Source organism: Xanthomonas sp. JL1, assembly GCF_038405005.1.
In genome coordinates this window covers 1-15,314 of the sequence record NZ_JBBYGR010000066.1, presented here as the reverse complement: position 1 = coordinate 15,314, position 15,314 = coordinate 1, and the positions used below count along the sequence as shown (strand labels likewise).

12 protein-coding genes and 1 pseudogene are annotated in these 15,314 nt (G+C 64.5%); 7 read left to right on the top strand and 6 right to left on the bottom strand.

Going from position 1 to position 15,314, the window contains the following annotated elements; all coding sequences use genetic code 11:
* The first annotated feature begins 36 nt into the window (after positions 1-36).
* From WJW29_RS15310 to WJW29_RS15300, 3 genes are all read left to right on the top strand, one after another.
* Entirely contained in the window at positions 37-1,959 is a 1,923-nt protein-coding gene (locus tag WJW29_RS15310) for an MFS transporter (RefSeq protein ID WP_011257451.1), read from the top strand.
* A gap of 460 nt (positions 1,960-2,419) precedes the next feature.
* Complete coding sequence (locus WJW29_RS15305) at positions 2,420-2,800, top strand: CD225/dispanin family protein (RefSeq protein ID WP_011257450.1); 381 nt, start codon at positions 2,420-2,422, stop codon at positions 2,798-2,800.
* A gap of 2 nt (positions 2,801-2,802) precedes the next feature.
* Positions 2,803-3,210 carry a DUF2752 domain-containing protein gene (locus WJW29_RS15300; protein WP_011407466.1) on the top strand — a complete coding sequence of 136 codons (408 nt, stop codon included), beginning with the start codon at positions 2,803-2,805 and terminating at the stop codon, positions 3,208-3,210.
* Between the two features lie 321 nt (positions 3,211-3,531).
* Here WJW29_RS15300 and WJW29_RS15295 read toward each other — a convergent pair whose 3' ends face one another.
* From WJW29_RS15295 to WJW29_RS15270, 6 genes and pseudogenes are all read right to left on the bottom strand, one after another.
* Entirely contained in the window at positions 3,532-4,422 is an 891-nt protein-coding gene (locus WJW29_RS15295) for a cobalamin biosynthesis protein (protein ID WP_011257449.1), read from the bottom strand.
* 73 nt (positions 4,423-4,495) lie between these two features.
* Positions 4,496-5,386 (bottom strand): NAD(+) diphosphatase, encoded by an 891-nt coding sequence (gene nudC, locus WJW29_RS15290; protein WP_011257448.1) that lies wholly within the window; start codon positions 5,384-5,386, stop codon positions 4,496-4,498.
* A gap of 306 nt (positions 5,387-5,692) precedes the next feature.
* Positions 5,693-6,973 (bottom strand): lipase family protein, encoded by a 1,281-nt coding sequence (locus WJW29_RS15285; protein ID WP_011407465.1) that lies wholly within the window; start codon positions 6,971-6,973, stop codon positions 5,693-5,695.
* A 926-nt stretch (positions 6,974-7,899) separates the two neighbouring features.
* Positions 7,900-8,286, bottom strand: a complete 387-nt coding sequence (erpA, locus tag WJW29_RS15280; protein WP_011407463.1) for an iron-sulfur cluster insertion protein ErpA — start codon at positions 8,284-8,286, stop codon at positions 7,900-7,902.
* Positions 8,287-8,358: 72 nt separating this feature from the next.
* Positions 8,359-8,808: pseudogene (locus WJW29_RS15275) on the bottom strand (polymer-forming cytoskeletal protein).
* A 3-nt stretch (positions 8,809-8,811) separates the two neighbouring features.
* The gene (locus tag WJW29_RS15270; RefSeq protein ID WP_011257443.1) at positions 8,812-9,549 is read right to left on the bottom strand and encodes a DUF6776 family protein; all 738 of its coding nucleotides are present in this window, start codon (positions 9,547-9,549) and stop codon (positions 8,812-8,814) included.
* A 140-nt stretch (positions 9,550-9,689) separates the two neighbouring features.
* Here WJW29_RS15270 and WJW29_RS15265 point away from each other — a divergent pair, with 140 nt between their 5' ends.
* The 4 genes from WJW29_RS15265 to WJW29_RS15250 form a co-directional block, all read left to right on the top strand.
* Complete coding sequence (locus WJW29_RS15265; RefSeq protein ID WP_011407461.1) at positions 9,690-10,316, top strand: DUF4126 domain-containing protein; 627 nt, start codon at positions 9,690-9,692, stop codon at positions 10,314-10,316.
* A gap of 38 nt (positions 10,317-10,354) precedes the next feature.
* Positions 10,355-12,325, top strand: coding sequence for an EAL domain-containing response regulator (locus WJW29_RS15260; RefSeq protein WP_012446246.1), 1,971 nt, complete (start codon positions 10,355-10,357; stop codon positions 12,323-12,325).
* A complete protein-coding gene (locus tag WJW29_RS15255; protein ID WP_011257440.1) occupies positions 12,326-14,635 on the top strand; it encodes an ATP-binding protein in 2,310 nt (769 codons plus the stop codon).
* A 554-nt stretch (positions 14,636-15,189) separates the two neighbouring features.
* A partial coding sequence (locus tag WJW29_RS15250; RefSeq protein ID WP_154583419.1) for a transposase occupies positions 15,190-15,314 on the top strand: 125 nt, incomplete at its 3' end.

Genomic DNA, 15,314 nt, shown 5'->3' with positions numbered 1-15,314 from the left:
GCCTGCTAGGCTGCGCGCGTTCGCAAAGGAATCTGCATGTCCGGTCACAGTCAGTTCGCCCTGCTCAGGCAGCGCCGCTTCTTGCCGTTCTTCGCTGTCCAGGCGCTGGGCGCGTTCAACGACAACGTCTATCGGCAGGCCATCATCGGCCTGTTGTTCTATATCGGCATCGATGCCGCGCAGCGCACGCTGTACACGAACCTGGCGCCGGCAGTGTTCATCCTGCCGTACTTCCTGTTCTCCGCGCTGGCCGGGCAGATCGCCGAGAAGCTGGAAAAACAGAAGCTCATCGTGATCACCACCACGATGGAGATCGCGATCATGTCGCTGGCTGCCGTCGGCTTCATCACCGGGAACATGGTGATCCTGCTGATTGCGCTGTTCTGCACCGGCCTGCAGTCCACGCTGTTCGGGCCGGTCAAATATTCGATCCTGCCATCGGTGCTGAAACCGGAAGAGCTCACCGGCGGGAATGGCCTGGTCGAGATGGGCACATCGATCTCGATCCTGTGCGGCATGATCTTCGGCGGGCTGATCTTCCAGATCGCCGGCAGCCATGGTCCGGAAGCGGCGGCCACTGCGGTGATCGCAATTGCGGTCACCGGCAACCTGGTGGCGCGGCTGGTGCCGCGCGTCGATGCCGGCGCGCCCGAGCTGACGATCAACTGGAATCCCATCCCCGAATCGCGCGCCATCATGCGCCTGACCCGGCGCACGCTGGCGGTGCGCAACTCGGTGTTGGGCGTGTCGTGGTTCTGGTTCATCGGCACCGTGTTGACCGCGCAGCTGCCCACCTATGCGCAGCTCAACCTGGGCGGTCAGCAGGACCTGTACGTCTTTGCGCTGGCGCTGTTTTCGATCGGCACCGGCGTGGGCTCGCTACTGTGCGAACGCCTGTCCGGGCGCACCGTGGAGATCGGCCTGGTGCCGCTGGGCGCGTTCGGCATCAGCGCATTCCTGCTCGATCTTTATTTCGCCCGACCTGACGCGGCGCCGGTCACCGGCTTGTTGATCGGCCAGTTCGTGCAGCAGCCAGGTAGCGTGCGGCTGATCGTGGATCTGGTCGGCATCGGCCTGTTTACTGGCCTGTTCGTGGTGCCGTTGTTTGCGCTGATCCAGAGCCGCACGCCCAAGGCCGAGCTGTCGCGCGTGATCGCCGGGCTCAATATCCAGAACTCGCTGTTCATCGTTGCCGCTGCCGTGATCGGCATCGTGCTGCAGTTGCCGCAAGTGGTGCTGTTCGGTGTGCGGATTCCACTGCCGGGCCTGAGCATTCCGCAGGTATTGCTGGCGCTGGCAATCGCCAACACGCTGGTGGCGCTGTGGATCTTCACCTTGGTGCCCGAGTTCCTGATGCGCTTCCTCAGCTGGGTGCTGGTGAGCGTGTTGTACCGCCTGCGCGCGCGCAATATCGACGCGCACGTGCCCGATGAGGGCGCAGCGCTGCTGGTGTGCAACCACGTCAGCTACATGGACGCGTTGATCCTGTTGGCGGTCATTCCGCGCCCGGTGCGCTTTGTCATGTACTACAAGATCTTTCGCGTCCCGGTGATGCGCTGGATCTTCCGCACTGCCAAGGCCATCCCGATTGCCGGCGCACGCGAAGACCCCGCATTGATGCAACAAGCCTTCGACCGTATCGATGCCGCGTTGGCCGATGGCGAGCTGGTGTTCATCTTCCCGGAAGGCGCGCTGACCAAGGATGGCGAGATCGCGCCCTTCAGATCCGGCGTGGAAAAGATTCTGCGACGCCGCAGCGTGCCGGTGATCCCGATGGCGCTGCGCGGCATGTGGTCGAGCATGTGGAGCCGGCGCGACACGCGCCTGGGCCGAATGCGGGTACCGCGGCGAATGCGCGCGCAGATCGAAGTGGTGGCAGGTGAAGCGATTGCCGGCGATCAAACCAGTGCCGAACTCTTGGAACAACAGGTGCGCGCACTGCGTCAGGATCAGTCCTGAGCCCGGCAAGTGCAGGCTTTGCCTCCATGGCGCGCCGCGAGTAGCCTGTGCGCCAGTGCACGCTTTGCCGCCACGCCCGCCAAACGGACGCGGCCGGTCGTACCAGCGGGACGTCCTTGTGCTCAACATCATCGCGCCTGAGGTGCCTGCCGTGATCGGCGGGCGTCGCTCATTGCAACGGCTGGCGGTCATGCCGGCAGCGATGCGCATGGCGATGCGCGCGATGACTGCGTGGGCGCGGGGGTGCAGGTCGCTTGCGCGAGCAAACATCCAGCATGACGCCGCGCTGCCCACGTCCACAGATGCCGACACCTGGCTTGCCGCTCACGCGCATGCCAACGTCCGCTTCAGCACCATCCGGCCAGTGCCGGCGCGCGCCGCCGCTGCGCAGCAGGGCGCTCGATAACCCATCCCACTCACCCATCAGTTCGCTGTTGTTTACCACCCAAGGAACTTCACCATGAGTGCCATCCCACCGCCGATCCATCCGCAGCCTTCCGTCGGTCCGCCGCCTGTCCAGCCAATCCGGAATCATCTGGCCTGGTCCATCACGATGACGGTTCTTTGCCTTGTGATTTGCTGCTCATGCTGGACCATTCCAGGCATCATCACGGGCATCGTCGCAATCATCTTCGCTGCGAAGGTGAATCCTTTGCTCAACGCAGGAGATATTCCTGCAGCGATCAAGGCGTCGAGCACTGCAAAGATACTGGCATGGGTGACCACTTGCATCTTCGTGCTCGGACTGCTCCTTTGGATTGTCTCGATCGCCAGCGTTGGCGTCGGTGGTTACAAGGTACGCATTATCAAGATGCAGCAGCAGATTGAGCATTCGAGATAAGCGTGTCCAAACGCCTGCTACAGCTTTCGCTCGCACCGGCTGCCTTGGCAGCTGGTGCGGGCGTGTGGATTTTTTGGAAGTTTGATCCAAACCTTCCGGGAAACCCATTCCCACCGTGCATCTTTCACGCGTTGACGGGCTTCTACTGCGCTGGGTGCGGCATGACTCGTGCCCTGCATGCGCTGGCACACGGCGACTTAGTCACAGCCACCAGAATGAACGCGTTTGCAGTCGGGCTCTTGTTGCTTCTCCCATGGGCGGTGCTGTGGCATCTCGGATGGCAGCCCAGGCGTTTAATGCCATTGGCCAGACTCTTTGGTTCTCCCTGGCTCTGGGGAACTTTATTGCCAGGCTTTTGGATAGCGCGAAATTTGCCTTGGTTTCCATTTACCTGGCTTGCTCCGGGTTGAGGCTACTTCCGCTGAAACAGGGCGGTCTCAAGAGTCAAGTGCAACACCTCGAGAGACCTGCTGTTAGCGCAACTGATGGACGGACAGCCCAGCAGGCCATTGATTGTGCAAAAGTTACGTGAGCCAGTGTTTTGAGAGAAAACGCGGGTCTGCAGTGGAGAAAAGTGGCTCTCTGAAAAAGCGTCTGGCGCTACTGAAGTCTTGGCAGGCAATCGAGCTGCCAAATCGCATTACAGCGATTGGCATAGGTTGCATGCAACACCATCACGCCTGACATCTGATCGGTGCTGCTTCAACGTTCCGGCACAGACCGAACAGGCACTAACGCACCCACCCAGCAATCACCAGCAACGCCAGCACCACCAACCACAGCAGCAGCACGCGCCAGATCAGGCTCATTGCGTCGCGCACTTCCGGCAGGCGGCGCCAGACGGGTACCAGCCCCGAATCGGTGTAGTCGTGCGCTTCTTCGCGCAGCTCTGCGCTGACGCTGGCACGCGCCACAGCACCGAGAAAATGCGGTTCCAGCAACCAGCGGTTGCCATGCGCTTCGCGCCAGGCGCGGAACACGGTGTCGAAATTGCCCACCAGCGCCATCGACATCGTCATCAGCTGCGCCACCGGCCATTCCAGCACCGCCAGCAGCCAACGTGCGCCGGCCAGATTGCGGGGCGGCAGCAAGACCGCCAGCGGGCTCTCTACCGCTAATGCAGTCAGCCGGTACAACACCGCGCCGAACGGCCCCAGCAGCAGAAACCACCACAGCACCGCAAACCAGCGCCGCAGGCCATTGACCACCACCGCTTCCACCAGCGACGGCGCGTCTTCATGCATGCTGCCGCCGGCGGCCTGCAGGTGTGAAATCGCCTCGCGCCGCGCGTGCGGCTCGTCGGCATCGATCACCGCTTCCACATCGCGATCCAGATCGCGCGGGCCCCAGGTCCAGGCCAGCACCGCCACGCCGAACAGCAAGTCCAGAAAGCCGTGCCAGACATCGTCCAGCAGCCACTGCACCAGCAATACCAGCAACGCCGGCAGCACAGCCAGCAGCACGCCACAGCGGCCTTGCCACGCACCGCGCCCGGCCGCGTAACTGTCCAGCCGACGCAACCATTGTCCGAACCAGGCGAAAGTGCGGAGCCTGGCCACCTGCGTCGGCACCAGATGGCCCAGCGTGAGTGCGACGACGACGGCTACCAGGGTGGTGAACATGGGTGGGCCTCCTCAGCCGAGTCTAGCCGAGGGGACGCAAGCACCGCTGCAACGCTGCAACAACCTCCCAGGCTCAGCCATGCGTGCGATGCCAGTGCTCAATCAACGCACGTGCAATGGAGATGCGCGGCGGCAACCCGATGTCGGCCTCGCCGGCCAGCGCAGCGCTGACTTCGGCATGGCTGACCCAACGCGCGTCCTCCAGCTCACTGGTGACCTGCGGCACCTCGGTCGCTGGGGCACGTGCGGTGAAGCCCAGCATCAGCGCGCCCGGGAAGGGCCACGGCTGCGCGCCCAGATAGCGGCAGTCCTGCACATGCACGCGGGTTTCTTCGAACACCTCCCGCGCTACGGTCTGCTCCAGCGACTCACCCGGTTCAACAAACCCGGCAATCACCGAATAACGGCCCGGCGCCCAACTGGCCTGACGGCCGAGCAGCAAGCGCGCGCCATCGCTCACCGCCACGATAATGGCCGGATCCACGCGCGGGTAATGCTCGGTCTGGCAGTGCGTGCAGTGCGCGATGAAGCCAGCGCGCCGGAACGCGATCGCACCGCCACAGACGCCGCAAAAGCGCGTGCGCGATTGCCAGTGCAACATGGCGCGTGCATAGGCGAAGGCGGTAGCGATCTCGGCTGGCCAGTCGGCAGCGGCCTGGCGCAGATCGATCCGCTGCGGCGCCTGCACCGGGACAATGTCGGCCGGCAGACAAAACCAGCCCACTGCATCGCGCAGACCCAGGAAGATCGCAACCTCCAGCCCGTCTCCCAGTTTGGCGCCATCCAGCAACAACGGCTGGCCATTGGCATCGGCCAGCGCCGCGCCCTTGGCGTCGATCAACAGCACACGGCCGTGTGGCCACAGACGCGCCAGGGCGTCGGGATCGTCACGCAACACATCGCCGCGATCAAGCGGCGCGTGGGTGAAGGCAACATCGGACGGTGAAAAAAGAGACCCTGACATCGGCGCAAGCCTGCCGATAATCGGCAGCGCCTGCAACCATCGTACGCACTCTACCGAGCGTGCTTGCGTTGCGTATTCAGACGCGGGCGCCGCCCGCGCTGGCCACCGGCTTGGAACGTGGTTCACGCAAGGTCGCGCGGCCCCATCACGGGACCGCGCGCAGGTGCGGCCATGTCGGCAAACGCACGTTAGCCAATGGTCATGGCAGTGCACTGCACCGGTTGCAGTGAAGAACCATGCAGGTGCGGGCTTGGGATACGCCCACACCTGCAAACCCTTCGGCGGGGTCAAGCAACGACCGCTGTATCAGCGCTGCTTGTCCAACAGCTGATCCCGCACCACCACGATGCACGATTCTTTCGTCAACATATGGGCGAAGGCCGAGTTGTCGCTGGCGTTGCCGGTGCCGGTATCCACCAACGCCACCTGGTTGCTGCCGCGCTGCTGGAAGCTGGCGATCGCGGTCTGCGCATTCTTGAGCGGGACAGTGGCATCGTTGGACGAACCGCACAGCAAGGTCGGGGTTTGCGGCGCCCACTCCAGCAGATTGTTGCGCGCCAGATCCTGGCGGAACGGGTTGGCCGGGTTGCTGGGGAAGTCGCTGTAGAAGCCAGGCTGGAAATACGACTTGACTTTATCGATGCTTGGCAAGGTGTCGTTAAGAAACATATCGGTCAGGCTTTGCTTGCCCGGGAACAAGGGCTCCACTTTGGCAGCCCACGGATCCTGAAACACCTGTCCGGGCTCCAGATAGATGTTCTTGTAGGTGTGCTGCATCGCGACGATGGCATAGCTTCCCAGAAGGATACCGAACGTGTTTTCGCCGACCGCATTGCTGCCGCTCCAGCTATCCAGGAATGTTTGCTCTAGCGCATACGGCCCGGAGATCGGAGCGCTGGCCACCAGATGGAATTCCTTGGACAGATGCGCTTCTATCTCGCGCTGGGTGGCCATTGCAGTGTGGCCGCCCTGCGAATAACCCGACAGCATGACCTTGCCCGAAAGCGGCGTCTTCAAATGCTGCAAAACGCTGCGCGCCGCGCGCATCGCATCGATGGTCGCACTCGCCTCGCTCGCGCTGTGCAAGTACGGATGATACGCATAATTGGATTTACCAAGCCCCAGATAATCGCTGCCGACGACGACATACCCCTGGCTGGCGAGCCGCGTAACCAACGGGTCGTCGCCCTTCGCATCGCGGATCTCCTTGGCCTGCTCCTGAGCGCGCAACGCTTCGGTCGGATGCCCCCAGCCCAATAACGGATACGGCCCGCTACACCGCTCGCCACCCGGAATCAGCAGCACGCCAGATGCGGTGGCCGGTTCGCCCTCGACACCGATGGTTGCATAGGTGAATTCGGCAACCCTGACATTACATTTGGCCTGCTCAGGCTGCGAGCCAGAGGCAGGCTGCGAGCCAGAGGCAAGCATTGCGCTGATCGCATCGCGGGTATAGCTGGTCAGGAAATTGCTGGTGAGCAAGGTGCCGCGCGCGGGTGCTGCCTGCGCGCTGGGTGCGAGCACTGCGCTGGCGATACCCAACATGGCCGCCAGGCCAAACGCTGATCGGGAGTTGATGTGCAACATTGAGGTGATGCTCTCTTGTGGAAGGACGGAACGGGCAGGAGACACTCACGCGACGCAAGATCGGCATCGGCTGCCCGATCGAACGTGCGGGAGAACTTAGGAGTAGTCACGGCACCACCGTTTGAAATCGACGCAAGACATGGCATGCGCGGTCGGCACAGCATCGCGCCCGGCCGAGGTGCATCAGCATGGACGAGCGGCAAGGCCTGGACAAAACGCGCATCTCGTGACGCCAGCGGTGAGCACGCATGTAGTATGCGTCATATCGACCTACGCACCACCGCCCATTCACGAAGCCGGCGCGCGCGCCGCGAACGCTGCAACGCACAGACATTAGTGGCGCGTTAAACGCACGCAGCGGTGGCGCGCGTTGCGCGCACAACTCAAGCAATCAGAGGCGTATCAGGCGCTCGATAGGCAGCGACGCGCTGCATTCCTTCCATCATGTAGAACATGACTACGGCGCTGCGCGTGGCGCAGGCCATCTTCCTCAACTGTGCGCATGGACCGCTGCCTGCACGACTCTTGCATATCGCACGCTGTCATCGCAATGAAGGATTGCCGCGGTAATGATCGACAGTTGAAGTGCTCAAACGCATGTCTGAGCAGTGGTGGTCATTGGCGTAACGCGCAGGCCGCGTCGGCAGCGTCATCGCGAGGGTCGTCCGCCTAGCTGCAGCGACCAAACGAGCGATACATCACCAGCAGCACACGCAGCAAGCACGGCGCAGCGAGTGCCCTAATGCAAACACCTCCCCCTGCTCGCCGCCCAGCCTCATCGGCACGCCTTCAACACTTACCAGGGCGCAGCGCGCGGACCTCTACCGCGCTCGATCTCACGCGCAAGAATCGAGCTTTCATCGCAACAGCGGCCATGCCGGAACACGGGTGATTCGCCAGCGATCGGCACGCATCCACACAGGCGGTTAAACGCTGAAGCTGCTCCCGCACCCACACGTGGTTTTCGCATTGGGATTGCGGATCACGAACTGCGCGCCGGTCAGGCTTTCGGTGTAATCCACCTCGGCGCCCATCAGGTATTGCAGGCTCAGCGGATCCACCAGCAGCGTCACGCCATCGGTAACCACGGCAAGGTCGTCCTCGGCACGGTTCTCGTCGAACTCGAAACCGTACTGGAAGCCGGAACACCCGCCGCCCTGGATATACACACGCAATGCCAGGTCGGCATTGCCTTCTTCCTGGATCAGCTCGCGCACCTTGGCAGCGGCGGCCACGGAAAAGTGCAGTGGCCGGTCGATGGACTGGTAGTCCGGTGCCGGGGCGGCGGTGGGAAGGGAAACGAGCGTACTCATGCCGTCAGCATGGGGGCCAGACGTTCCCACTTCAAGCCATGGCTGCGGGGGCGTTCACCGCGCACGCTCTAGTCAGACGTCGGCGATTTCAGCCTGTAGCGCAGTGAACGGCTCGGCACGGCTGGTTTCCGGCGCCGGTGACGCCGCGGTTGCCGCTGCAGTGGCAGCGTGAATCAGCCGCCCGGTGAGTTGCGCACCGACACTCATTTCCACTACCTGGTAATGCACATTGCCCTGCACGCGCGCATTGGCGGCCAGTTCGACCCGCTGGGCCGCATGCACATCGCCGGTCAGCTAGCCGTTGATGATCACAACCGGGGCGCGCACTTCGCCTTCGATGCTGCCCTGCTCGGCCACCGTCAAGGTGGCGCTGGTGCCTTCTTCGGCAATCACCTTGCCCAGGATGCGACCTTCCACATACAGGCCTCCGCTGAACAGCAGGTCGCCGCGGATGACCACCTGCGGCCCGATCAAGGTATCGACAACGGTCTGCGCACCACGGTTGGACTTATTCCCGAACATGAGCTACTCCCCCGCGCCATTGCCGGCGACTTTCCAATCGAATGTCTGATTGACCGGCGCCCCATCGCCGCTCAGAGCGATGTTGACACGTTGCGGGGTGAAATCCTTCGGCAGGATCACGCTGCCGTCCAGCTGCTGGAAATAGCGGAACGAGTACGGTTGCCCGGCAGCATTGGGCTTTTGGTGCAGCTCGTTCCAGCTCACCGTCACCAACTTGCCGGCGCGCACGCCTTCCACTACAAAACGCAGCTGGCCCTGGCTGATCGCGCCACGGTTGAGGTTCTGGGTGAGCACCACGCTGTAATTCCAGGTACCGCCGGCCTCGGCAGTGAACTGCACCGAGTGCGCATTGAGCCCCTTGCGCTGCGCGGTGGAGCCCACCAGGCGCTCATAGAAAGCCACGTCGGCACGCAGTGCGGCGATCTGCTCATCGCGCTCGGCCAGCGAAGCCTGCACTTCGATATTGGCCGCGCGGCTGATCTTGTCCGACATCGCCAGGTTGACCTGGCGCTGCTGCAACTGCTCGATCTGCCGCCGCTGCTGGGCTTGGCTGCGTTGCGCCTGCTGCAGCGCTGCCTCGGCTTCCACCAGGCGGGGGGCGGCGGTGCGCGTGGCCATCCACCACACCCCGCCCAGCGAGGCCAACCATACGACGGCGACCACCAAGCACAGCCAGCGGCCACTGGAACGGCCACCGCCGGAATCACGTTGGACGATCTGCACGCGTGCGGCTGGTCTCATGGGCATCGGATCCGGACGCGCCGGCGCAATCATGGGCGGGGTAGTGTGCCAGAGCCCCGACAATCGTCGCGCTGGCGCTGGACCGGCGGTTATCCCAAAGTTCTGCCATAGTTGTGCAATTGTTTGCGAGGAACCACGCCATGAGCGACGCGCATCTGTTCGTGATCGGCATTCTGCTGGCCTGGCTGGCTGGCATCCGGGTCTATCTCACCGTGTTCGGCGTCGGCCTGGCCGGCCTGCTGGGCTGGATCGACCTGCCGCCGGCGCTGCATCCGGCGCAGTCGTGGTGGGTCCTGGACACGTCCGGCGCGCTGGCAGTGGCCGAATTCTTCGCCGACAAGATTCCGGGCGTGGATTCGGGCTGGGACCTGCTGCAGACCCTGGCACGCGTGCCGGCAGGCGCCTTCCTGGCCGCAGCCACGCTCTCACCGGACGGCGATCTGGGCGCCGGCGCCCTGGCGGCCGGCGCTGGCGTTGCGCTCACCAGCCACACGCTCAAGGCTGGAACCCGCGCATTGCTCAACACCTCACCCGAACCAGCGAGCAACTGGGTCGCCTCGCTGGCCGAGGACACCGTCGTCACCACGGCGTTGGCACTGGCGCTGGCGCAGCCATGGCTGGCATTGAGTGTTGCAGTGGGCTCCAGCCTGCTGGCTGCGCTGGTGGTGTGGTGGGTCTGGCGCTTGCTGTGGCGGGGCATGCGTCGGCTGGTCGCGCCGATGCACTCTAGTGCCACGCCGGCTGCACGCAACTCCCCGCTATCGTGAAGTTCATCGCATAATCACAGCGACTGCAGGGAGTATCGATGGCCGCTCGAGATCCGGTTGTTTCCACCACACTTGACGACACCGCCACGCGTAATCGTCCACTGCGCGCCGAGACCCCGCCGGCCGATCACTGGCGTCGCTGGGCCGACGAGGCTGCCGCGACCTCTGACGATGTCGCGCCGGTGAGCGCGACCATCATTCCTGCGCCTGCCGTTGCAGCTGCGCTACGGTCGGCTGCCCCCGTGGCCGCGCCGCGCGCGGCAGCCGCGGTCGGCAGGGCGCGTGCCGCATCGGCATCGGCGCCCACCGCGCCGCCAACCTCCACCGCTGCGCCACGCGACGGCGACGACAACGTCGCGGCCGATGCGCCGTATCGCGTGCTCATCGTCGAAGACGATCGCTCGCAGGCCTTGTTCGCGCAAAGTGTGCTGCACGGCGCTGGCATGCATGCGCAGGTCGAAATGACCCCCGCCAGCGTGCCGCAGGCGATCCAGGACTATCACCCGGATCTGATCCTGATGGACCTGCACATGCCCGAGCTGGACGGCATCCGCCTGACCACGCTGATCCGTCAGCAGCCCGGTCAGCAGCTACTGCCGATCGTGTTCCTGACCGGCGACCCGGACCCGGAGCGGCAGTTCGAAGTGCTCGACAGCGGCGCCGACGACTTCCTCACCAAGCCGATCCGCCCGCGCCATCTGATCGCCGCGGTGTCCAACCGCATCCGTCGCGCACGCCAGCAGGCACTGCAGCAGGTCGGCGAACAGATCAGCGTGCGTAGCAACCCGGAAACCGGCCTGCCCACGCACGGCCATGTGATGAACCTGCTGGCCGATGCGCTGGAGCGCAAGCAGTCCGGCGGCCTGTTCTTCATCGAGATCGCCAGCGCGCTCGACCTGCGCGAACGCTACGGCTACGCCGCCTACGAGCGGTTGATGACCCAGGCCGGGCACCGCCTGGCCAGCGCCGCCCAGCCCTACCCGCTGGCGCGTTTGAACGACAACAGCTTCCTGCTGCTGGCCGTGGGCATGCCCGAAGCCAGCCTGGAACAGCAGGCGCTAGAAATCCGTCAACGCTTGTCCGCCAACGCCTTCCAGGTGCGCGAAGAAGAGTCCGTGCACGTGCGCTGCGCCGTCGGCGTGGCACCGCTGGGCCTGGGCTTCGACGACACCGGCAGCGCGCTGGAAGCGGTCGAACGCACTGCGCTGCAGGCACGCCTGCGCAGCGACGGCGTGCAGACCTATCTGGCACCCAGCCAGGCAGAACAGCAGGAACAACTGCGGCTGGTCGAAGGCCAACTCGAACTGGCGTATCAACCGATCGTGGCCGTGGCCGGCGGCGACACCGCGCAGTACCAGGTGCTGCTGCGGCTGCCCCAGGCCGACGGTACCCTGCTGTCGGCGGGCCAGGTCATTCCTGCCACCGAAGCGGCCGGGCGCATCGCCGATCTGGACCAGCAGGTCATGGACCACGCATTGGGCTTGCTGCACTTGTACCAGCACGCCAGCCCGCCGCTGCGTCTGTTCGTGTCGCAATCACCGCGCACGCTGGCCCGCGACGCCTTCGCTGATTGGCTGCTCAAGGCACTGCCCGAACGCGGCGTGGCCGGGCAATCGTTGATCGTGGATCTACGCCTGGACGATGCGCTGATCCATGCCGTCACCGTGCAGCAGTTCTGCGCCAAGTTGATGCCGGCCGGCGTGCAGTTCTGCCTCAGCCAATTCGAACCCGGCGACGAAGCCAACGCGCTGCTGGCCCAGTTGCCGCTGAGCTTCGTGCGCATGGCCAACCGCTTCGCCGATGCCCACGGAAACGCCGCGGTGCGCGACGAATTGCGCGACGTGGTCGACATCGCCCATCAGCGCGGCCTTTTGATCATCGGCCAACGCATCGAAGATCCTCAGGCAGCGGCTGCGATGTGGATGAGCGGCGTGGATTTCATCCAGGGCAACCTGGTGCAGACGGTCGGCAAGGAACTGGACTTCGATTTCACGAGCGCGGTGCTCTGAGTGACAGCGCAGACAGGAGGCCTCCGCGCCTGGTGTATCGCGGCAACGCTGGCGGCGCTCACGGCAGCGTTAGCGGCATGTCTGCAGTGGTCTTCGCTGCAAGGCCCCTGGCGCGCGATCACCGCGGTGGCGGCAGTCCTGGCAGTGGTGTGCGGCATTTGCGCCGCGGCTGCCGCCTACCGTGCCGCACCTGCGCAGCACGCCTTGGCGCAGCGCCTGGAAGAGGCTGAGCGGGCCCGCGAACGCTTGCAGCAGGAACTGCAGCGCCACGGCGAACTCGAACAGGAACTATTGCGCGCCAAACAGGCTGCCGAAGCCGCCATGCTGGCCAAGGGCGAATTCCTGGCCACCATGAGCCACGAGATCCGCACCCCGCTTAACGGCATCATTCCGATGCTGGAGCTGATCTCCAGCGGCCAGCTCAGCCTGGACCAGCGCGACATGCTGCAGACCGCCACCAGTAGTTCGCTGCAGCTGCTGCGCATCGTCGACGACATCCTCGATTACTCCAAGCTCGAGGCCAACAAGCTCGAACTGGAAATCACCACCTTCAACCTGCGCGAACTGCTCGACGGCGTCGTGCAACTGCTACAGCGCACCGCCGAAGGTCGCCAGCTGCGCCTGAGCCTGGATATCGAACCGTCGGTGCGCCTGCTGGTGCGCGGCGACCCGATCCGCCTGCGCCAGGTGCTGGGCAATCTGATCGGCAACGCCATCAAGTTCACCGAACGCGGCAGCGTCGACATCCAGCTGCGTCGCCTGGGCGAAACGCGCGCCCAACATCTGCTGCGTTTCCAGGTGCGCGACACCGGGATCGGCATCGCCCCGGACCAGCAGACGCGCCTGTTTCGCTCCTTCGCACAAGCCGACGCCTCCACCACGCGGCTGTATGGCGGCACCGGGTTGGGCCTGGCGATCTGCAAACGCATCATCGATCTGATGGGCGGCCGCATCGGCGTGGAATCCGAACCCGGACGCGGCTCAACCTTCTGGTTCGAAATTCCGCTGCTCAAGGTCATCGGCGACCTGCAGCAGGCCACCCGCGCCGACGCTGTGCGCGTAATGGTGATCAGCTCCGATGCACGCCTGTCGCAACGCCTCAAGCGTCTGCTCGACAGCTGGGGCGTGTCGCATGTGCTGATGGAAACCACCCAGGAAGCGCTCGAACGCGTGCGCCGCCACAGCGACACCGAAGGCTTCCGCTGCGTCATCGCCGACCACGACACCTTGCGTTATAGCGCGCGCGCCGTGCACCGCGCGCTCGCGCGCCCGGAAAATGCCAATAGCGCGCGGCTGATCTGGCTGTACGGCGAAGAGCCGGTGCCGGCCGAACTGCGGGATCACGCCACCCTGGTGCCGCGCCAGAGCCCGGACGAAACCCTGCGCCCCCTGGTGTTGCCGCCCGATCCCAAGCCCGTCCCCACCGCCACGCTGGCCTCGGCGATGATCCCCGAGCCGTTGCCGCCACCAATGGCCAACGCGCGCGAAGTGCGCATCCTGCTGGTCGAAGACAACCCGGTGAACCTGCTGGTCGCGCAGAAGCTGCTGGCCGTGCTCGGCTTCGAGGCCGACACCGCCACCGATGGCGAAACCGCGCTGACCAGAATGGAATCCATCCGCTACGACATGGTGTTCATGGATTGCCAGATGCCGGTGCTGGACGGCTATGCCGCCACCCGCCGCTGGCGCGCCATGGAAACCGAAAGCGGAAGCCGCCCGCTCCCGATCGTGGCGATGACCGCCAACGCGATGGCCTGCGACCACGAACGCTGCCTGGCCGCCGGCATGGACGACTATCTTTCCAAGCCGGTCGCACGTGAACAGCTCGACGCCTGCCTGCAGCGCTGGCTGCCGCGTCAGGCGCTGCTGCCCGGCCCAAGCACTGCCGGCCAGTTCACACACGATCCCGAAAGCGCCAGCGCCGGGGCGCAGGCATGCGCATTGCCGATCCTGGACAACAGCGTCATCGACGAGCTGTACGAAGTAGCCGGCGCGGACACCATCACCATCCTGCAGCTGTTCCTGGAAGACGCCCCGCCCATCATCGAACAATTGGAAGCGGCCGCAGCCAATCGCGACAGCATGCAACTGCGCGACCTCGCACATACTCTCAAATCCTCCAGCGCCAACGTCGGCGCCCAGGCCGTGTCCAACGCGGCACGGCGCATCGAACTAGCCGCCCGCACCGGCACCATCGAACGCCCCTCGGCCATGGTCGCCCTGGTGATCGCCGAATACGCGCGCGCGCGCCTCGCCCTGCTAGGCCAGGTCGCCCGCCTGCAAGCCGCTGCCAGTACGCCAAACCCGTAATCGAATAAGCGCTTTCGAAGCAGCGGTACAAGTCTGGGGCCATCACCGGCACCGAACTGCCATGGGATGGCCATCCCGACCGCGAACGCTCTCGGGCAGAGCGGCTCTGGCCACGAACGCTACTCGGTCGTAGTTGCCCTGACAGCTTGGTGAGCGCGCCCAGGATGGCCCCCGCATCCGGCGCAAGTCGTCGCCCTGCCAGGCCAGGTGGCGCGCGTGCAGGTTGCCACCGACATGCCTGGAGTGTCTCGAGCAAGCATCATCAGGCAGGCGCTGACAGCGATCTACCGAGCATCTGCGAATCGTCAACGCAATGCTCAAATCTCTCTGATGCGCAATGCCCTTTCACGCGGAAGGACACGCAAGCCTCTCGTGTCCCGGGAGAACACAAGAGCCCCTCTCCTGCGAGAGAGGGGTTGGCGTGAGCGACGTCCCCCCGATTTTGAGTAGCACCTCAGCTTGGAGTCCAATTCCCTACCCCGAGGAGATGGGACGTGAAGAAGCGCTTTTCCGAAGAGCAGATCATCGGCTTCCTGCGCGAAGCCGAGGCCGGCATGCCGATCAAGGACCTGTGCCGACGGCATGGCTTCAGTGAGGCGTCCTACTACCTGTGGCGCAGCAAGTTCGGCGGCATGAGCGTGCCCGATGCCAAGCGGCTCAAGGACCTGGAGGCCGAGAA

Coding starts and splice junctions, on each gene's coding strand:
- WJW29_RS15310 (WP_011257451.1), top strand. CDS start 37: ATGTCCGGTCACAGTCAGTTCGCCCTGCTCAGGCAGCGCCGCTTCTTG.
- WJW29_RS15305 (WP_011257450.1), top strand. CDS start 2,420: ATGAGTGCCATCCCACCGCCGATCCATCCGCAGCCTTCCGTCGGTCCG.
- WJW29_RS15295 (WP_011257449.1), bottom strand. CDS start 4,422: ATGTTCACCACCCTGGTAGCCGTCGTCGTCGCACTCACGCTGGGCCAT.
- nudC (WP_011257448.1), bottom strand. CDS start 5,386: ATGTCAGGGTCTCTTTTTTCACCGTCCGATGTTGCCTTCACCCACGCG.
- WJW29_RS15285 (WP_011407465.1), bottom strand. CDS start 6,973: ATGTTGCACATCAACTCCCGATCAGCGTTTGGCCTGGCGGCCATGTTG.
- erpA (WP_011407463.1), bottom strand. CDS start 8,286: ATGAGTACGCTCGTTTCCCTTCCCACCGCCGCCCCGGCACCGGACTAC.
- WJW29_RS15270 (WP_011257443.1), bottom strand. CDS start 9,549: ATGAGACCAGCCGCACGCGTGCAGATCGTCCAACGTGATTCCGGCGGT.
- WJW29_RS15265 (WP_011407461.1), top strand. CDS start 9,690: ATGAGCGACGCGCATCTGTTCGTGATCGGCATTCTGCTGGCCTGGCTG.
- WJW29_RS15260 (WP_012446246.1), top strand. CDS start 10,355: ATGGCCGCTCGAGATCCGGTTGTTTCCACCACACTTGACGACACCGCC.